Annotated in this window: 14 protein-coding genes and 4 tRNA genes; 4 read left to right on the plus strand and 14 right to left on the minus strand. The window is 43.8% G+C overall.

The genetic code is table 11. The features are described from left to right. Nucleotides 1-176: 176 nt before the first annotated feature. Nucleotides 177-845 carry a hypothetical protein gene (locus HC733_RS16665; protein ID WP_203219216.1) on the plus strand — a complete coding sequence of 223 codons (669 nt, stop codon included), beginning with the start codon at nucleotides 177-179 and terminating at the stop codon, nucleotides 843-845. A 318-nt stretch (nucleotides 846-1,163) separates the two neighbouring features. Here HC733_RS16665 and nth read toward each other — a convergent pair whose 3' ends face one another. The 12 genes from nth to HC733_RS16725 form a co-directional block, all read right to left on the minus strand. Then, entirely contained in the window at nucleotides 1,164-1,796 is a 633-nt protein-coding gene (gene nth, locus HC733_RS16670; RefSeq protein ID WP_190366144.1) for an endonuclease III, read from the minus strand. A gap of 17 nt (nucleotides 1,797-1,813) precedes the next feature. After that, a complete protein-coding gene (locus tag HC733_RS16675; RefSeq protein WP_190366145.1) occupies nucleotides 1,814-2,512 on the minus strand; it encodes an electron transport complex subunit E in 699 nt (232 codons plus the stop codon). Further along, nucleotides 2,509-3,147 carry an electron transport complex subunit RsxG gene (gene rsxG, locus HC733_RS16680; RefSeq protein WP_190366146.1) on the minus strand — a complete coding sequence of 213 codons (639 nt, stop codon included), beginning with the start codon at nucleotides 3,145-3,147 and terminating at the stop codon, nucleotides 2,509-2,511. Before rsxG ends, HC733_RS16675 begins: the two co-directional genes overlap by 4 nt. Beyond that, nucleotides 3,144-4,202: an electron transport complex subunit RsxD gene (rsxD, locus tag HC733_RS16685; protein WP_190366147.1), complete on the minus strand. Its 1,059-nt coding sequence runs from the start codon at nucleotides 4,200-4,202 to the stop codon at nucleotides 3,144-3,146. The genes rsxG and rsxD overlap by 4 nt, the downstream gene beginning before the upstream one ends. Then, nucleotides 4,199-6,715: an electron transport complex subunit RsxC gene (rsxC, locus tag HC733_RS16690; RefSeq protein WP_190366148.1), complete on the minus strand. Its 2,517-nt coding sequence runs from the start codon at nucleotides 6,713-6,715 to the stop codon at nucleotides 4,199-4,201. The genes rsxD and rsxC overlap by 4 nt, the downstream gene beginning before the upstream one ends. A gap of 9 nt (nucleotides 6,716-6,724) precedes the next feature. Next, nucleotides 6,725-7,279, minus strand: a complete 555-nt coding sequence (gene rsxB, locus HC733_RS16695; protein ID WP_190366149.1) for an electron transport complex subunit RsxB — start codon at nucleotides 7,277-7,279, stop codon at nucleotides 6,725-6,727. A 2-nt stretch (nucleotides 7,280-7,281) separates the two neighbouring features. After that, on the minus strand, nucleotides 7,282-7,863 hold the full coding sequence (gene rsxA, locus HC733_RS16700) for an electron transport complex subunit RsxA (RefSeq protein ID WP_190366150.1): 582 nt from the start codon (nucleotides 7,861-7,863) through the stop codon (nucleotides 7,282-7,284). Nucleotides 7,864-8,058: 195 nt separating this feature from the next. Next, nucleotides 8,059-10,002 (minus strand): EAL domain-containing protein, encoded by a 1,944-nt coding sequence (locus tag HC733_RS16705; protein ID WP_190366151.1) that lies wholly within the window; start codon nucleotides 10,000-10,002, stop codon nucleotides 8,059-8,061. A gap of 124 nt (nucleotides 10,003-10,126) precedes the next feature. Next, nucleotides 10,127-10,203: transfer RNA gene (locus HC733_RS16710), tRNA-Asn, on the minus strand. A gap of 28 nt (nucleotides 10,204-10,231) precedes the next feature. Further along, nucleotides 10,232-10,308: transfer RNA gene (locus HC733_RS16715), tRNA-Asn, on the minus strand. Nucleotides 10,309-10,326: 18 nt separating this feature from the next. After that, a tRNA-Asn gene (locus HC733_RS16720) sits at nucleotides 10,327-10,403 on the minus strand. 20 nt (nucleotides 10,404-10,423) lie between these two features. Further along, nucleotides 10,424-10,500, minus strand: a tRNA-Asn gene (locus HC733_RS16725). Between the two features lie 1,053 nt (nucleotides 10,501-11,553). On the opposite strand from HC733_RS16725, the gene HC733_RS16730 reads away from it, so the two are divergent. Both HC733_RS16730 and uvrB read left to right on the plus strand, forming a co-directional pair. Next, nucleotides 11,554-12,930, plus strand: a complete 1,377-nt coding sequence (locus HC733_RS16730) for an MATE family efflux transporter (RefSeq protein WP_190366152.1) — start codon at nucleotides 11,554-11,556, stop codon at nucleotides 12,928-12,930. After that, a complete protein-coding gene (uvrB, locus tag HC733_RS16735; protein ID WP_190366153.1) occupies nucleotides 12,930-14,942 on the plus strand; it encodes an excinuclease ABC subunit UvrB in 2,013 nt (670 codons plus the stop codon). The genes HC733_RS16730 and uvrB overlap by 1 nt, the downstream gene beginning before the upstream one ends. Here the strand turns inward: uvrB and HC733_RS23425 are convergent. Further along, a complete protein-coding gene (locus tag HC733_RS23425) occupies nucleotides 14,939-15,070 on the minus strand; it encodes a hypothetical protein (RefSeq protein ID WP_274602036.1) in 132 nt (43 codons plus the stop codon). The genes uvrB and HC733_RS23425 overlap by 4 nt on opposite strands. 69 nt (nucleotides 15,071-15,139) lie before the next feature. Between HC733_RS23425 and HC733_RS16740 the strand changes: the two genes are divergently transcribed. Then, nucleotides 15,140-16,408, plus strand: coding sequence for a S41 family peptidase (locus HC733_RS16740; protein ID WP_238937591.1), 1,269 nt, complete (start codon nucleotides 15,140-15,142; stop codon nucleotides 16,406-16,408). Between the two features lie 185 nt (nucleotides 16,409-16,593). Here the strand turns inward: HC733_RS16740 and HC733_RS16745 are convergent, their stop codons facing one another. Next, the gene (locus HC733_RS16745; RefSeq protein WP_190366154.1) at nucleotides 16,594-19,260 is read right to left on the minus strand and encodes an InlB B-repeat-containing protein; all 2,667 of its coding nucleotides are present in this window, start codon (nucleotides 19,258-19,260) and stop codon (nucleotides 16,594-16,596) included. Nucleotides 19,261-19,310: the final 50 nt, after the last annotated feature.

Below are 19,310 nucleotides of genomic sequence, written 5' to 3' on the forward strand. Positions count from 1 at the left end.
TGCTTTAATTTGCTCTAATGATGTTGTGGTATTCATTGATCACACCTTAGTTGTTTAGGTTGCAATCAAGTATGCCGGATGGTTTTTACTTATTTGCGCTATCTTGCCGTAAGGTCACTTATAAACTGCCAAAGTGGGACAGCATAAGCTGTTAGCCATCAGAAGGAGAATCGAGTTTGCCTCAAGAATTGTATGTAATAAGCCTTGTTTTATCTTGCTTGGCGCTACTCGTCTCTGCGGCCACAGCGTGGCTGACATTGTTTCGCAAAGGCAAGCTGGTTATGACACAGCCTACATTCGTTTTCTTTGGCCCTGATGGTTCCCGATTTGACAGCCAGAAAAACAAAGTTTACTTGCGCACTCTGTTATATAGCACGGCAATAAAGGGGCAAGTTATCGAGAGCCTTCACATTGCTTTGCATCGCAATGAATCAAAGCAGAATTTCAACATATGGGTATATGGTGATAAAGGAAATCTGAAACGGGGAAGTGGCCTTTTTATACCTCAAGAGGGCGTCACTTACGATCATCACTTTTTATTGCCTGAGGATGGTGCCAACTTTCAGTTTTTGGCTGGCTCCTATAGTTTGGTGGTTTTTGCAAAAATGGTCGGTAATGCGTCTCTAAAACAGCTTTCATCGGTAAAGCTAAATATTTCTGAAGCGCAAGCTGAAAAACTTATAGAACCAAATACTGGAATTTATTTTGATTGGGGGCCTGACCAGCAGTCATACCATTCTTATATTGATAAAAGGCCAGAGCAAGAACCAGATTTGGAATCCCTGCTCGAAATAATGGCTAACAAGAAAATGCAGCCGCCGCAAAAAGCGCGCGGCTTATTTTAGCGTTACAGTTTTAGGTGAAATATTTGAATTTAGGTCACTGGAACAACGCGGTAAGTCGGGTTGTTTCTAAGTAAATTCATCATTTTTGTCGGATGGCGGCGCTGCGCGCCTTATCCCGACCTACGTCGATAGGTAGGTTGGATAAGCCGAAGGCGCCATCCAACAATCTGATATGTTACATATGACCATTAGTGAGTGCGTAATAAAGGAATTCGCCATCCGAAAATGGCACTAAAGTGCTAAAACGTTAACCTCACTGATTTAGTGTCAGCGCTAATAGTTTGCTTCTCACCTAACTCCAAACCCGCTAACATTTCGCTATTCTGTTTTCTCTTTAAACTCGCACAAGTCTTCAATCAAACACGAGCCACACTTGGGTTTACGTGCGGTACACACATAACGCCCATGTAAAATAAGCCAGTGATGTACGTCAACTTTAAACTCTTTGGGTACTACTTTTTCGAGCTTTTTCTCCACCTCAACAACATCTTTACCGGGGGCGAATTTGGTGCGGTTAGAAACGCGGAAGATATGGGTATCTACTGCGATGGTGGGCCAGCCGAATGCGGTGTTAAGCACCACGTTGGCGGTTTTTCGGCCCACACCCGGCAGGGCTTCAAGGGCTTCGCGGTTTTCGGGTACTTCGCTGTTGTGTTTTTCAACTAAGATCTGGCACATCTTATACACGTTATTGGCTTTAGAATTAAATAAACCAATGGTTTTGATGTAGTCGCGTAGGCCTTCGAGCCCGAGATCTAAAATACCTTGAGGGGTGTTGGCAACCGGGAACAATTTGCGAGTGGCTTTATTTACGCCCACATCGGTTGCCTGTGCAGACAAGGTGACGGCTACTAACAACTCAAACGGCGATGAGTACTCAAGCTCGGTTTCTGGATGCGGATTGTCATCGCGCAGGCGGGTGAGTATTTCAATACGTTTTTGTTTGTTCATAACTGCTTCTTTTTATTCTAGGTTAAGCTGGTAACACGGGCGCGAGGTGCTTTTTGTGGTTGTTCGCTCGGCGCGGCTTTGGCCTTTATTTGCGCATCAATCACGTTTTTAGCGGCGATCAATAGCCCCATGCCTAAGAACGCACCCGGTGGCAATATTGCGACCAAAAACTGGCTATCAAATTCAAATATTTCAACACGTAAGCTGGCAGCCCATGGGCCTAATAACAAGTCGGCGCCATCAAATAGAGTGCCTTGGCCTATCAGTTCGCGCATGGTGCCTAATACAACGAGCACGATGGCAAAGCCAAGGCCCATCATTACCCCATCCCAAGCACTTAGCAGTGCATTATTTTTTGAGGCAAACGCTTCAGCACGGCCAATAATGGCACAGTTGGTCACTATCAGAGGGATAAAAATACCGAGCGATTGATATAAACCAAATGTGTAGGCGTTCATCAGCAGCTGTATGATGGTTACAAACGCGGCGATGATCATCACAAATACCGGAATACGAATATCTTTAGGCACCCAATTACGCACCAGTGAAACGGTGACGTTAGAGCCTACTAACACCAGCAGGGTAGCAAGGCCCAAACCAAGTGCGTTGGTAATGGTGCTGGTTACTGCAAGCAGCGGACAGAGTCCTAAGAGCTGTACAAGCGCAGGGTTATTTGCCCACATGCCATCTTTGAATAAGGTTTTAAATTGACTCATTGCGACGCTCCATTACAGACGTTTTCACCTGCAAACAAGGTATTAAAGTTTTGCTGAGTATACATAACCGCTTGTTTTACTGAATTAACAACCGCTCTTGGCGTGATTGTTGCCCCTGTAAATTGGTCAATTTGGCCGCCATCTTTTTTCACTGCAAATTGCTTGGCGTTGCTATCGGAAATTGTCATGCCATTAAATGTGGTGATCCAATCAGACTTGGCTAATTCTACTTTGTCGCCTAGACCGGGGGTTTCTTCGTGGCGTGTTACTCGCACACCGGCAATGCTGCCATCTGCTTTAACCGCAGTTAATATATCAATATTACCACTGTAGCCTTTTGGCGTTATGTGGCGTACCAGCAATGCCGAGGGTTCACCCGCTTTGCTGGCGCGGTAAATAATGTGTGGGCCACCGGGGCCAAGCTCTGGTGCGTTGCTGGTGGTACAGTCTAAATACAGTAAATTATCATGTTCATCAGCATCGAGTACTTGACCAAGCAATTGCATTAAGTGCTGTTTTTCTTGTACGGCAATACGCTCGGCTGTCATTGATTGAACCAGTGCCACGGAGCCTGTGGTTGCTAAAGCAAATGCCATTAAAATCGCACCATTGCGATACATAGATTGCACTATCATTTTGCTGCTCCATGTCCGTAGGTTCTAGGTTGGGTGTAGTGGTCAATTAAAGGCACCGCCATATTCATGATCAACACAGCGAATGCAATGGCATCTGGGTAGCCACCATAATTTCTAATCACATACACGAGCACGCCAATACAAGCCCCATAAATTAGCCTACCTCGATTAGTGGTCGACGCCGATACAGGATCGGTGGCAATAAAAAATGCCCCCAACATGGTTGCACCGCTGAGTAGGTGAAAAATGCTCCCGCCGTGGGTGCCGGGGGCGATGATAAAACCGATGGCGGCGCAAAAGGCAAGGGCGGATAGCATGGCAACCGGGATATGCCAATTGATCACCTTGGTTTTTAACAGGAATAATCCGCCCGCTAAAAAGGCAAGGTTAACCCACATCCAACCAATACCTGCATACTCACCAAACTGTGGGCCTGACATGGCTTCGGTTACGGTGAGATTTTGTGATACCGCGGTTTTTACTGTGTCTAGCGGCGTGGCCATTGTGGTGCCATCAATACTTGTCATCGCGCTAATCAGACTTTGCCCAGCGCCATTCTCAGCAAAGAAAATCAGCGATAGTGTGTCGGCGACGCTGATTGGCTGCGACAGTAACTCAGTTGGCGCATTCCAGCTGGTCATTTGCACAGGGAACGAGATCAACAGCAATACATAGGCTGCCATGGCAGGGTTGAACACGTTAAAGCCAAGGCCACCATAAAGCTGCTTGACCATAGCAATGGCAAAGATGGTACCAATCACTACGACCCACCAGGGTGCTAATGGTGGAATACTCACGGCAAGCAAAACAGCTGTTAGCCAAGCGCTACCATCGCTTAAGCTTGGCCAAATAGGGCGGTTACGCAGTTTTAACATGCATGCTTCACTGACACTTGCGCTAATAAGCGCAATAAAAAGTTGCACGATAACGCCAAAACCAAAGAAGTAGCATTGAGCAATAATTCCCGGAATACAAGCCGCAATAACACTCAGCATCAATTTGCTGACATTTTTATGGCTGTGATTATGGGGCGATGAGGCCATGGTTAGTTTCATGACGGGTCATTTCCTTCTTGTTCTTTAGCTTGCTTTTTGGCTTTCGCTTTTGCAACGGCTGCTTTTATGGCTGCTTGGCGTTTTTGCTCGGGCGTTAGCGGGGCATTGTCGCTGGTGTCGTTATTATCAGTTGCTTTTTGTTGCTCGGTTGGTGCAGGGGCAGAGTCTGCATCTTGTGCATTTTCTTCGGCCTGCTTGGCGGCCTTTTTGGCTTTAGCACGGGCAATTGCAGCGGCTACGGCCGCTTTACGTGGATCGCTGTGTTCATCTGTGGGCGTTTGCTCAGCTTCTGCATTGGCATCAGAGGGTGCTTGCTCAGCTTCTGCGTTTGTATCTGATGGTGCTTCCTCAGTCTGCTTAGCGGCCTTTTTGGCTTTAGCACGGGCAATTGCAGCGGCTACGGCCGCTTTACGCGGATCGCTGTGTTCATCTGTGGGCGTTTGCTCAGCTTCTGCATTGGCATCAGAGGGTGCTTGCTCAGCTTCTGCGTTTGTATCTGATGGTGCTTCCTCAGCCTGCTTAGCGGCCTTTTTGGCTTTAGCACGGGCAATCGCAGCGGCTACGGCCGCTTTACGCGGAGCGCTGTGTTCATCTGTTTGAGCTTGCGAAGGCTCAACACTTGCCTCAGGCTCGTCACTTTGCTGCGCCGCTTTTTTAGCTTTAGCACGGGCAATCGCGGCAGCTACGGCTGCTTTACGAGGATCTGGCTTGGCATCCTCTAAGTTTGCTTGCTCATCTGGCGCTGTTTGTTCAGCTTGCTGTGCGGCTTTTTTGGCTTTAGCGCGGGCAATTGCTGCGGCCACGGCATCTTTTTTATCATCAGCCGTTTGCTCGCTATCTTGAGTATTTTGTTTTTGCTCTTTATACAGGCGTGCTTGCTCTTTACGTTTCGCGCGTTCTAGCGCTACTTCGCTATTGTCTGGTTCAAGTGAACCATCTGCCGCTTTTTTCGCTTTAGCGCGTTCAATTGCAGCTTGCACCGCAGACTTGTCGCCTTGCTTTTGTTTTACTCTTTCTAACGCATCTGCCACTTTGGCTTTTTCAGCATCTGGTTTTGCAGCTGTTACTGCCGAGCGTTTATGTCGGTTTTGTCGTTCTTGTTGCTCTCGCTCTAAGCGCTCTTTACGAGCTTCAAAACGTTCTTTGGCGCGCTCAGCTTTAATTTGGTCTAGTTTTTGTTCGCGGATCTCGGCTTTTGCAACACGATAATATTGCACTAACGGGATTTCGCTTGGACACACGTAAGAGCAAGCACCGCATTCAATACAATCGAACAAGTTATATTCTTCGAGCTTGTCAAAGTCTTTTGCTTTGGCAAACCATTGCAGCTGTTGCGGCAACAAAGTTTGTGGGCAGGCATCAGCACAGGCACTACAACGAATGCAGGCTTTTTCGTCACCGGGCTGCGCCAGCTCTTGGTTGTCAGGCGCTAAAATACAGTTGGTGGTTTTTACCACAGGAATGCGTACAGTTGGCAGGGTAAAGCCCATCATCGGCCCGCCCATCACAACACGCTGTTCAGCTACTGGCGTAAAGCCCTGACAATCAAGTAAATGCTTGATTTCGGTGCCAATCAGCGCCCATACATTTTGTGCTTTGTGAATGGTGTTACCTGTTACGGTTACAACCCGCTCAATCAGAGGTTTACCCTTGTAAACTGCTTCGCTAACCGCAAATAAGGTTCCCACGTTTTGTACTAACACACCAATATCGGCAGGAATGCCACCGCTGGGGACTTCTTTTGAGGTCAGTACGCGAATAAGTTGCTTTTCACCACCGGATGGGTATTTAGTCGGGATAGCGCGCACTAAAATTGTGTCGTTATGCTCACAAGCTTGCTTCATAGCAGCGACCGCTTGCGGTTTATTATCTTCAATACCTACTAAAACGCGCTTAGGTTTTAGCAGTTGTTGCATTACTTCAATGCCTTGCACTATCTCTTTGGCGTGCTCTTGCATTAATAAATCATCGGCGGTGATGTAGGGCTCACACTCCACACCATTGACAATTAGGTACTCAATGGGTTGATGGCTATCGGCTTTGATATAGGTTGGAAAACCAGCGCCACCCATACCTGCTATCCCCGCATTGTGCAAAACATCAATAAGCTGCCCATGAGTTAGACTTGCTAAGTCAGCAATTGGATGCAGTTCACACCATTTATCTTCACCATCGGGTATGATGATGATACTTAACTCTGGCAATGCCGATGGATGAGCTGAAGGCGCAGGAGTGACATCGAGTATTTCCCCCGAGGTTGGGGCGTGTACAGGCAATGACCAGTTGGCACTTGGCTTTGTCAGCGCCTGACCTTTTAGAACTTTATCGCCTTTATTTACCAGTAGCTGGCCATTGGCACCAATATGCTGTTTAAGCGGCAGCACAATTTTGTCGGGCAGAGGAAGTCGCGCAATCGGATGCTGGTTTGATAACGACTTTTGCTGAGGTGGGTGCACACCGCCCGGAAACTGCCACAGGGTGCCACGTTCAATTTGTTCAACTAACGAGTCCACTTAAACCTCTTAATCTATTTGCTTCACGGCGATGGCGTCGAGTTGCCATTTCCAAGTTTGCTTGGTTTGCTCAACAGGTAACATGTCTATACAGTCAACTGGGCAGGGCTCAACACACAAGTCGCAACCTGTACATTCATCATCTATTACGGTATGCATTTGTCTGGTTGCGCCGACAATGGCATCAACGGGGCAAGCCTGAATACATTTAGTACAGCCTATACATTCGTCTTCACGAATGTATGCAACTGTTTTAACTGGCTCTGCTTCTTCTCCGCCAGCCAGAGGTTTTGCCTCAACGCCCATCAGATCGGCAAGCTTTTTAACGGTCGCTTCACCACCTGGAGGGCACTTGTTAATTTCATCACCGTTAGCAATGGCTTCTGCGTAGGGGCGACAGCCAGGATAGCCACATTGCCCACATTGGGTTTGCGGCAAGATCGCATCCACTTGATCAACAATCGGATTGCTTTGTACACGGTATTTTACCGCGGCATAGCCTAAAATAAGGCCGAATATAAGCGCCAAAGAGCCAAGCGCAATTAAGGCATAAAACAAAGTCATGATTATAATTTCACTAATCCTGAAAAGCCCATAAAGGCCAATGACATCAAGCCAGCTGTGATCATGGCTATTGATGCGCCTTTAAAAGGGGTGGGCACATCGGCTGCAGCCAGTCGCTCGCGCATCGCGGCAAAAAGTACCAGCACCAAAGAAAAGCCAACGGCTGCGCCAAAGCCATAAACCGCTGAGCCAATAAATGTGTGGTCTTTTTTAATGTTGAGTAATGCAACACCCAATACGGCACAGTTGGTTGTGATAAGCGGTAAGAAGATCCCGAGCAGCCGATAAAGGGTTGGACTGGTTTTACGAACTACCATTTCAGTAAACTGCACCACCACCGCAATCACCAAAATAAAACTCATGGTTCTTAAAAAGGTGAGTTCAAGCGGCAGCAATATGTATTGGTTGACCAAATAGCTAGTTACAGAGGCTAAAGTCAGTACAAACGTCGTTGCCAGCGACATGCCAACAGCCGTGTCTAACTTGCCAGACACGCCCATAAAGGGGCACAGTCCCAAAAATTGCACTAGCACAAAGTTGTTTACCAGCACAGTACCGATAAGCAACACAATATATTCAGTCATTACAGCCCCTTTAGCGAAAAAACTGAGGTGTGATTTAGATGGCGGTGATTTTAACAATTTTGTTCACGAAGATCATAATAAAAATCGACGATTATAAATTACTTAACTATGCATAGTGCCATATTATGTTGACACCACAGCACAAAAACAAAGAAGGCCATTCAAGATGGCCTTCTTTATCGGTATTAAACACGGTTAAATCTCTTTTGGCTTTTCTATGTAGTAGCCTTGAACGCCATCTAGGCAGAGTGTTTCAACAATATGCTTTTCTTCTTGTGTTTCAACGCCTTCAGCAAATACATTAACACCAATGCGGTGCGCAAGGTCGACCATTAAGCGCATAAAGTATTGGTTGTTTTTGTCTTCTTCTAAACCGCGAGTGTAACTTGCGTCCATTTTGATAAAGTCTGGCTTTAAGTCTCTGAAAAACTTAAATGAAGTAAGCCCAACACCAAAGCGCTCTACAGTAATACGGGCGCCAACACGGTGTACCATATCAATAAAGCGTTTACTTGCTTTGATATTTTGCTGTAAACCAAATTCACTTACTTCAAACACTAACTTAGAAGCGATATTGGCATCTTTAAGTAATCGACGCTCTAACCAGATAACAAACTGGTCGCTATGGGCACTTGAAGCTGTAACGTTGATGCCAAAGTATTTTTCGGTGAAGTTGCGCGTTTTAATCAATTCAAGTGAAGTATCAATGATCAAACGGTCAATATCGATAGCCATCTCAAGCTTTTCAGCCATTGCCAAAAATGACGCGGTAGGCAACATTTGCCCTTCTTCGGTTTTAAAACGTGCCTGAATTTCTGCATATGCCTTGGTGTTTTTGCCAACCGGCATGATGTTTTGCATCATCAAAGCGACGCGTTTAGACGCAATGACTTCACTGATCACTTTACGCCAGTTTTGGTTACCAAAGCCCGCGCCAACATTATTAACTAAATCTGATTCGCGTTGAATATGCCAAGCATTTGCTTGCTTACTCTGTGCCATGCTCATTGCATTATCAACAACCGACAACAACTCACCCAACGGCTTACCAGTTTCGTAAGGAACAATACCCGTGTTGGCAACTGAGCTTAACTCTTGGTTTTGCTGGAACTGGGTAAAACGTGCTTGTAAGGTTTCACCAAAATGTTCGGCTTCTTTAGAAGGGACGTTTGGCAAGATAACGGCAAAGTCAGAGCTATTTAAACGAAAGGTTTGGCTGCCGGTATAGGTACCACTAACGTGTTTAATGATTTCAGATACAGACTTTATATACTCATCGCCTTTTTGATAGCCACGAGTTTGGTTGATGATCTGTAGCTCACTACAACGGATCATAGCTAAACTACCAAAGGTTTTTTTGGCGGCCGCTTCAATATGATGCTCGTAGTATTCAACAAACATATTACGGTTGCCAAGCCCAGTGATAACGTCTTTATAGGCTTCTTGTTTGATACTTTGTGCGGCGCTTTTGATATCGTGCTCTTTACTCTTTAAAAAGTGTGCAAGACGTTTGAAAGAGGGGGTGAGATCAGCGCCCAGCGATTGCATTTCTTCGGTATCAAACTCATTGTCAATATTGGCAGAGTTCTGATTGCGCGTGATGTACACATCTACGGCATCAGCAACTGTGGTGCTTACATTGCGGATCAGGCGTTGGTATATTGTCCGCATGTAAAAAATAGGAATAAAAGCGAGTAGGGCAGTAACTGCAAAGGTCAGTAACATGGCTTGCTGTAATAATTGACCTTGGCTTTGTGCATTTATTACAAACTCAATTTTTATATCTTTGCTTTTATTGACGGCAAACTGCGGACGTACCGCATTTATGTTCGATTCAATAATGCTACTAAAAAATGGTAAGTTAGTCGGTTGGCTGATATTTAAAATGGTCTCGCCATTAAAGTCACGCACGATAAAAGTTGAAAAGACCTTACCATCTGCAAGGGCGGTTTGAATATGTTGTGGCGTCACTTCAGCCATGGTTTTGTCTTGGATATATTGTGTGACAATAGATTGCGCGCTTTGCTGAGCTTTGCTCACAGCCGCATCAAAACTGGATGCGAAAAACAACACGCCGAGTAGGGAGAATACCAACCAAGAAAAAAATTGTAATAGTATGAGTTTTTTGAAACTAGCCATTATTCAGCCATTATTTTTTAATCTATCAACGGGGAAAAGTCGCTTTAAATCAAGCAATTTTATTTGTATTTAAGCAGTTGTAGGTTAGTTCAAAAGTGTTTGATTGTCTATCAAAATGTCATATTGGCTCCCCCTCCCCGACTCGAACGGGGGACCTGCGGATTAACAGTCCGTCGCTCTAACCAACTGAGCTAAGGGGGAACAATATATAAAGAAGGAAGTTGCAATTTGGCTCCCCCTCCCCGACTCGAACGGGGGACCTGCGGATTAACAGTCCGTCGCTCTAACCAACTGAGCTAAGGGGGAACAATTGCATAAACGATTTGGCTCCCCCTCCCCGACTCGAACGGGGGACCTGCGGATTAACAGTCCGTCGCTCTAACCAACTGAGCTAAGGGGGAATCGTTTTGATTAAGAAACTTGGCTCCCCCTCCCCGACTCGAACGGGGGACCTGCGGATTAACAGTCCGTCGCTCTAACCAACTGAGCTAAGGGGGAAGCGTGTGTCTCTCAACGGGGCGAAATATTAATGACCCCTTAGCAAGGTGTCAACCAATAAAATGACATAAAATTAAAAAACTGTCTTATTCGCTGCTTTTATATCCGATTTGTTGAAATTTATTGCAAAAATCCTCAGCTCGCCAGTAGGGGAGTAGTGCTTCTAAACTATCCTGACGAATATCTCTGAAGAATGTCCTGATGCTTAGATTTTAACTAAAACGTGTAATTATTGGTCTTTTGAGTCGATTATTAATCGAATAGCGTGTTTTATACACTTTTCTTTTTTGATCATAATTCCATAGACAAGATCGGTGCAGAAAGATCACCAAGCACTGCGTTAAATCTTTGCTCATTCTTGCCGAACAAGCGATTTTTGTGCGCGCACTCTTGGTAAAAAATGCATAGATTATCCTGCTAAATATAAAAAACAATTCAAAACAATGGCTTATGCTTTTATTTTGTTAATTGGAATAGGCGTAATAGTTTTAGGAACGCAATGATATAAGTTTATTGCGACCAATTTGTCTCGTTTTTGAGCAGTTCTGGTGCATGCGATCACACTGTCATTATCGACAGCTTGCAAATGATCGCTCGCTAGGGCCTTATTCTATTGGCGTTTATCGACTTATCCACGGAATCTGTGGATAACATTGTTTATTAATATTTAAGAAGTGTGTCAAAGCTATGAAAATAGAGCCCTGCGAGCATTTCAATATATTTTCTTGAATTATTTTTTATTAATAAAATCATACCGTTAATTATTGTGCATATAATTGGCGTGGATTTTGATGCAAGTGAACTTTTTATGACCAAAACGCCCTTTTGTTGTGCAAAAAAAATACGCTTGGTTGTTAAATATGTAACTAATTTGTCATTTAGGGGGCTTTTGTGCTTTTTTGAGCCGTATCTCGGTCTATTCAAAGCTAACTAGATTGATCTAAGTTTTACCTAGCTTAATAGAATGCGCACTAAAATCAGCTGTGAATTGACTGGGTTTAAGGCGGCTGATGATTTAAAATGCCAAGCTCATAATAGGAGAACACACATCATATGTCGTCTGTGCACAATCCAAATAAAGGCAATGATATCTTAAGTGCAGATATCCCAGCTACGTTGAAACGAATGACCATCCCTATGATTTTCGGCATGATCACCTTGATGATGTTCAATATTGTCGATACTTTTTTTATCAGTATGCTTGGTACTGAGCAACTGGCAGCAGTCAGTTTTACCTTTCCAGTCACCTTTACCGTTATTAGTCTTGCGATTGGATTAGGCATTGGAACGTCTGCAGTGATTGCCAAGGCGTTGGGTGCTAACAAAATAGACGAAGCTAAATTTGATGCCACTATCGCATTACTTATTTCAGCGGTGTTTGTGTTTGCTTTATCCGTTGTTGGTTTTATCTTCATTGAGCCTATCTTCAAATTACTCGGTGCCAATCATGAAGTAATGCCATATATATATGACTATATTTCGATTTGGTTTTTGGGCAGTGTTTTCTTAATTACGCCCATGATCGGCAATTCGGTGTTGCGAGCCAGTGGGGATACCAAAACACCCAGCTTTATCATGGGGTTTGCGGGTTTGATAAATGCGGTGCTTGATCCATTACTTATATTTGGCCTTGGTCCTATCCCTGCGCTTGGTATAAAAGGGGCTGCGATTGCCAGTGTTATTGCTTGGTCAGTGGCTGTGGCGATTATTTTATATCTGCTTGCAATCAAAAAACGGCTACTTAGTTTGCACAGTGGTCAACAGGGAGTGATTAGCGCAAGCCGTAAAATACTAAAAATAGGCTTTCCTGCTGCAGGTGCGAATATGTTGACACCGATGGCAATGGCTGTGATGACAGCTATCGTTGCAAGTTATGGTCCTGAGGCGGTTGCTGCATTTGGTGTGGGCAGTCGTATTGAATCGATAGCCAGCTTAGTGGTGCTTGCTTTGTCGATGACTTTACCGCCTTTTGTTAGCCAAAATTTTGGTGCAGGTAAGTACGATAGGGTCCAGCAAGCTTACAAACAAACATTAAAATTTGTAATGGTTTGGCAGCTTCTTATCTATCTTGTTTTGCTGGTTTTTTCTTCTCTGATAAGCCGTACATTCGGTAATGAAGCTGAAGTCGTAAGAGTGATAGAGCTGTTTATTTACATCATGCCACTTAGTTACGGCTTGCAAGGTATTATTATATTATCGAATTCTTCTTTCAATGCGTTACACAAACCAATGAATGCATTGGCGCTCAGTGTAGTCAGGTTGTTTATTTTTTATGTGCCTTTTGCATATATTGGCTCTTTGTTAGGCGACCTTCCTGGTTTATTCATTGGCGCTGCAATTGGCAATTTAGTGACGGCATTGGTTGCTTATAATTGGTTTAACTACAGTTTGGCTAAGATGCATGATGCGTCTGATAGGGAGTATGCTTGATGAGTGACGAATTTAAGTTAATATCACACTTTTCACCAAGTGGTGATCAGCCCACGGCTATCGCAAAACTATGTGAGGGTTTAGAAGCGGGCCTTGCCCACCAAACCTTGCTAGGAGCAACTGGTACGGGCAAAACCTTTACCATGGCAAATATCATCAGCAATCTTAATCGCCCCACAATTATCATGGCGCATAATAAAACTCTGGCAGCTCAATTATATGGAGAGATGAAAGAGTTTTTTCCTGATAATGCGGTTGAGTACTTTGTCTCATATTATGATTACTACCAGCCCGAAGCCTATGTGGTTGCCAGTGACACGTTTATAGAAAAAGATGCCTCTATTAATGAGCACATAGAGCAGATGCGCTTGTCGGCAACCAAAGCATTACTTGAAAGGCGTGATACCATTATTGTGGCTTCCGTGTCAGCGATTTATGGTCTTGGCGATCCAGATTCTTATATGAAGATGATGCTATTGCTCAAGGTAGGAGATACCGTAAACCAAAGAGATATGTTGCGCCGTTTGGCCGAGTTGCAATACACCCGCAACGATATGGATTTTAGCCGAGGCACCTATCGCGTGCGCGGAGAAGTGATTGATATCTTTCCTGCTGAATCTGATTCATACGCTATTCGAGTAGAAATGTTTGATGATGAGATTGAACGTATAAGTATGTTTGATCCACTTACCGGCGCGGTAGAAAAACATCTGATCAGAGCGACTATTTATCCCAAAACTCACTATGTTACGCCACGTGAGAAGATCCTAGATGCCATTGACAAAATCAAAGTTGAGCTAAAAGAGCGAAGAGCACAGCTACTTGAAAACAACAAGTTAGTTGAAGAGCAGCGCGTTGCTCAACGTACTCAGTATGATATCGAAATGATGACCGAATTGGGTTATTGCTCTGGGATTGAAAACTACAGTCGTTATTTGTCTGGCAGAGCGCCGGGCGAGCCACCGCCAACCTTGTTGGATTACTTGCCAGATGATGCCTTGGTGATCATCGATGAATCACACGTAACTGTCTCGCAAATTGGTGCAATGTACAAAGGCGATAGAAGCCGTAAAGAAAACCTAGTTGAGTATGGTTTTAGATTACCCTCAGCAATGGATAATCGGCCACTAAAGTTTGACGAGTTTGAAGCGATTGCCCCGCAAACGATTTATGTATCGGCAACCCCAGGTGATTTTGAGCTTGAGAAATCAAACGGTGATGTTGCAGAGCAGGTGATCCGTCCAACAGGATTACTCGACCCGCAATTAGAGGTACGCCCTGTTGCTACTCAAGTAGATGATTTGCTCTCTGAGATCTATTTGGCCGTAGAGAAAAAAGAGCGAGTATTGGTTACAACGCTGACCAAAAGAATGGCGGAAGATTTAACCGATTATTTGAATGATCATGATGTAAAAGTACGCTACTTACACTCAGATATCGATACGGTTGAGCGTATGGAAATTATTAGAGACCTACGTAAAGGCGTGTTTGATGTGCTAGTGGGTATTAACTTACTCCGTGAAGGATTGGATATGCCTGAAGTTTCCTTGGTGGCGATTTTAGACGCCGACAAAGAAGGCTTCTTGCGTTCAGCGCGCTCGCTCATTCAGACCATAGGTCGTGCGGCTCGACACCTCAATGGTAGAGCCATTTTGTATGGTGACGTGATAACCAAGTCGATGCGCAAAGCCATTGATGAAACTGAGCGACGTCGTGCAATTCAACAAGCCTATAACGAAAAGCATGGTATTGAACCGCAGGCTTTAAATAAGAAGATCACCGATGTGATGGACACCGGTGAGGAAGTATCGCAAGCTGATATCGCCAAAGCTAAACTGCACAGAAAACCAAAAGAGGCTGTGATTGACGCTGATCCTAAACAACTTGCTGCTAAAATTAGTGAACTTGAAGCGAAAATGATGCAACACGCTCGTGAGCTCGAGTTTGAGCAAGCCGCGAAAGTACGCGACCAAATTCATGAACTACAACAGCAGTTGTTGGGGATTTCTTAGTATTCGATGTGCGTGTGGCTCTCATTAATTTTTTGGGTGTACTCCAGTTGCAGCAATTTATAGCTGTAATCAATACGGCCAGTTAAAAGTTCATGCTTGAGAGGGACGTTATTTAGTCGTGTTTTCATCTTTTCAATACGTTCCTTTTACTGCTATGGTGTGCGCCTATCTAATATAGGTACTTGCTAGGTATATCAATGAAAAACAAAAAGTTCAGAATGGTGTTCGGTGGATTCTTTGCGCTTAGTTTATGTGCTTGTCAGCACGTTACAATACAAAACGTCGCACAGAGTTTTAATGCGAACTTAGCATGGCTTGAGCTTAAAAATACCCTTGAGCAGCAATATGCCTACCTCGATAGAAGCGGAGTTGATAAGGATAAGTTGTTTAATTTATTTGCGCCAAAACTTTTAGCTACGCAATCCAAGCAGGCTTTTGCCGACACTGCACAGCAATTATTGCGCAACTTTTACGATCCACACTTGAACCTTGGACCATACAATGAGCAAGACTTTAGTGTGTATCCTACAGGCTCCGATATTTATGTTAATTATCAAAATCAGCAGTTTATTGTAGTTGACGTTAAAGCAGGCTCCGCTGCCGACTTGGCTGGTATACGTGCAAATATGTTGGTCACAAAAGTGAATGGCCTATCTATGTCTCTGGCAGTAAAACAAGTGCTTGGCCGCGAGTTGTCACAACTACTACCTGAACAAGTGAACTATGCCGCGAATGTGAGTCTCGGTGGCTTAAGAAATACTGTGCGCACAATCACCGTGAATAATGGCATGGGTGAGAAGTACTATGAGCTTGCTGCGAGTTATGAGGCAATCAATGCTTTGCGAGATGGCCCTATGGTCAGTTATCGTAAAATTGATAACTTAGGCTACGTTCGTTTCAATAATGGCCTGGGCAACGCCAAAACCGTTGATGAATTCAAACAAGCTTTACTCGAATTGATAGATACTGAAGCGTTGATCATTGACTTAAGAAATACGCCAAGTGGTGGAAATACCTCTGTAGCAGAGCCTATTTTAGGTCACTTTGTAACGCATAAAACCGCCTATCAGCGTTACCAGACTCAGCTGAGTGATTTGCCATACATAGACGTTGAAATGTCTACGGCTTACGTGGAACCTAACCTGCCTTTTTATGATAAGCCTTTTGTTGTTTTAGCGGGTCACTGGAGTGGCAGTATGGGAGAGGGCATGACAATTGGTTTTGATGCCATTGGTGCCAAAGCGGTTATTGGTGCGCCGATGGCAGACTTATTGGGGGGCATAAAAACCGTGCAGCTTAAGCACAGTGACACGTGGTTAGAGTTGGGCTTTGAGCGTTTGTATCATGTGAACGGCAGCTTTAGAGAAGACTTTGTGCCGCATATTCGTTTAGATACCGCGGATAGAGATAGTGCAGGTAATGACCCAGCTTTAGCAAAAGCGCTATCGGTACTTGATAAAGTTTAGCTATTTAATAACGGCCTCTTTGATCTACTTAATTGGGGGGGCTTAATGAAAGTATCGGTTTTACATTTTTGGTAGCGTGCAAATAAGGTGTAATTCGTTAAGAGATCCGTATATAGAATAGGCTACAACTGGTGCTGTAGCCTATTATGAAGCATCTAAGCTGGTATTTTATAGATGATATGCGCTTAACGCTTAATCAGTGCTTTGCCATTCAACCTACGTGAAATAAATAGAAACGCTAATAAACTCATGCCAAAGCTCAATGAACCAGAACTTGATGAGCCAGCTTTATTGTTCTCAACTTTGGTGGTTTGTCCTGAGGTTTTGGTATATTGCGCTGTTATCGTAAGTGCGCCTGTTACTTTATCGAAAGCTTTATCCCAGCCACTAAACGTGTGATTAACGCGAGAGGGAGTCGCTGGCGCAGTAGCCCCTGCGCCGTGCTCAATTTCAAGTTTGGCAAGTTCTTTACCGTCCCAGTCTTTGAAAATTACTTGATACTTGTTTATCTCATATTGCGCAGTAACAGTAAGGTTTGCATTGATATTGCTTAGAGCATGATCCCAACCAATAAATGTATAACCTTCTCTTGTGATCTGGTTATCAAAGTCTGCTGTGGTTTGACCATGATTGACAATTACTTGTTTAAGAACAGTGCCATCCCAGTCTTTAAAGGTTACTTGATATTTGTTGATATCATATTGCGCTGTGATTGTAAGATTTTCGGTGATACTACTTAATTCATGATCCCAACCAGTAAAAGTATACCCTACTCGAATTGGAGGAATGTCAAGCCCCTGAGCTGTTTGCTTATATCCAACGACTTCTTGTTTTAGGGTGGTGCCATCCCAGTCTTTAAATATGACTTGGTATGTATTGAGCTCGTATTGTGCTTTAAAGGTTGTATCAACCGTAATCTTTGATAAAGCCTGATCCCAGCCAATAAAAGTGTATCCTTCTCGCGTTGGTGCAATCTGCGGTGCACGAGCGGTTTCACCTTCTTCTACTTGCACAGTAGCAAGTACCGTATTATCCCACTCAACAAACTTTACAGTGTACATTACAGGCTCATGACCAATGACAGACACGTTTAATTGATTATTTTCAAATTTTAGCTCTGGCTCATCAGATATGAATCGAAACTCTATTGTATCTTGTTTGGCTGTTTTTGGCGTTAGGTTAAATGTGACATTTGCTTCGAGTGTCTTTGCGGGGATTGAGAACGCACAACTTCCGCTGCCGTTCAGGAATTCACAACTTGATGCAGATGTTCCGCTTATACTATCTAACATAACTTCGACATGCTCATTACCAGTCACTGAAATAGAGAATTTTTCAGGTAACACTTTGCCAGCAAGTTCTTTGATGCTGAATTGATACGGTACTGGTCGTTCAATACGTGATTTTAAAGTTGTTATATTTGAATCGATATACAGATCTTTAATGTCTGCATTAGAGACATTCAAAAAGACATATGGATTGATTCTTTTAGCTATGAGATCACTTACCTTAGTACTGTCAAACTGGTTGCTACTCTTATCTTTTACAAACCAACTTCGCGCATACCATGCACCTACATGGTCGTTGTTCTGAATGGTGAAATTGGCTTTACCGATAAAAACATCCTGTTCATTGCTTGATTGCCAGTCACTGATACTGATGACTTTGTCATCTTGATAATTCCCCGTTGGAGAAACGAGGCTAATGTATCCGCTTGATATCCCTGATGGATCGTAAAACTTTGCTAACACGGTAACTTGTTGGCTGCCCTCAGTAATATTTATCTCATGGTCTGAGATACTGAGATCTATTAATCTAGGTGGTGTGGTATCAACAGCATTTGAATTGATAATTTCGATATCTGGAGTAAAGCTCAAATCTTTAATCTCTTGGTTAGATATACTGGCATAGTTTTTACTATCTGTATCATATGCTGTCGAGATCGATGCTCGCCAGATACCCGCAACGTCGTTGCTATCGAAAGTGAATTCAGCACTGGCTTTGTAAACGTTACTTTCTTGAGTTGCTTGCCAGTTACTCAAGTGTACTGATTTTCCCGCTGTCGAACTGTATTCTGCAGGTGGTGCAACATAGATATTCGCGCCTTTAACACCGGTTTCATCATGCAGTAAAACCTCTGCAGTTACTTTCTTTTGACCTGTGTTTACGTTGACTGATGAGTTAGACCAAGAGTATCCTCTTAACTGAGGCGCCATGGTATCTACCAAGGTGTCGTTGGTGACTATAACATAGGGCTTAAAGCCCATGCTTTTAAGGGTGGCGGCAGAGGTATAAACACTGTAACGGCCATTTTTATCTTTCAAAAACATCATTGCGGCTCGCCAAATGCCACCAATATCTTTGGCTGTATTTAAAGTGACACTCCCCGAAGCCTCATAGACATGTTCTTCACTGGTAGCTGTCCAGTTTTCTAGCTTTATTCTGTTTTGAGGAAATGGGTAGCTCTGATTAGGTGGAAGCAAGCCAAAAGAAACAGAGTCAATACCGCTTTCATCATATGCACGGACAGTAAGTGTTATTGTTTGATTATCTGTACTTATATCTACGTCATTACTGGACAATTGCCATGAGGTAATTTTAGGAGGCTTGGTATCATTTTGTTCGCTAGAAGTTAGCTTTTGGCCGTGTGGTTGACACTGAGTGTCAAGGTAGCTCAATGCGCTATTAAAGAGTTCTTTTCCTGATAGACCAAAATGTGATAACTCGGTATTGAGTTGTTGCTCATCTAACTGACAAAGTTGTTGATTGTCACTTTGTGCGCTGGTATGAGCGCTGATCACTAGTGCAGCAATAGCTACATTGCTAGCAAGTGGCTTGAGTATGCTTTTCATATTTGCAGTCCTTTTAATACTCATTTTTAGATTTGTTTTATACGCAGAGC

It is taken from the genome of Pseudoalteromonas sp. S16_S37, from assembly GCF_014694405.1.
Lineage (GTDB): Bacteria > Pseudomonadota > Gammaproteobacteria > Enterobacterales > Alteromonadaceae > Pseudoalteromonas.

Coding starts and splice junctions, on each gene's coding strand:
- nth (WP_190366144.1), bottom strand. CDS start 1,796: ATGAACAAACAAAAACGTATTGAAATACTCACCCGCCTGCGCGATGAC.
- HC733_RS23425 (WP_274602036.1), bottom strand. CDS start 15,070: ATGAAAACACGACTAAATAACGTCCCTCTCAAGCATGAACTTTTAACT.
- HC733_RS16675 (WP_190366145.1), bottom strand. CDS start 2,512: ATGAGTCAATTTAAAACCTTATTCAAAGATGGCATGTGGGCAAATAAC.
- rsxB (WP_190366149.1), bottom strand. CDS start 7,279: ATGACTTTGTTTTATGCCTTAATTGCGCTTGGCTCTTTGGCGCTTATA.
- rsxA (WP_190366150.1), bottom strand. CDS start 7,863: ATGACTGAATATATTGTGTTGCTTATCGGTACTGTGCTGGTAAACAAC.
- rsxD (WP_190366147.1), bottom strand. CDS start 4,202: ATGAAACTAACCATGGCCTCATCGCCCCATAATCACAGCCATAAAAAT.
- HC733_RS16745 (WP_190366154.1), bottom strand. CDS start 19,260: ATGAAAAGCATACTCAAGCCACTTGCTAGCAATGTAGCTATTGCTGCA.
- HC733_RS16740 (WP_238937591.1), top strand. CDS start 15,140: ATGAAAAACAAAAAGTTCAGAATGGTGTTCGGTGGATTCTTTGCGCTT.
- rsxG (WP_190366146.1), bottom strand. CDS start 3,147: ATGATAGTGCAATCTATGTATCGCAATGGTGCGATTTTAATGGCATTT.
- uvrB (WP_190366153.1), top strand. CDS start 12,930: ATGAGTGACGAATTTAAGTTAATATCACACTTTTCACCAAGTGGTGAT.
- HC733_RS16705 (WP_190366151.1), bottom strand. CDS start 10,002: ATGGCTAGTTTCAAAAAACTCATACTATTACAATTTTTTTCTTGGTTG.
- HC733_RS16730 (WP_190366152.1), top strand. CDS start 11,554: ATGTCGTCTGTGCACAATCCAAATAAAGGCAATGATATCTTAAGTGCA.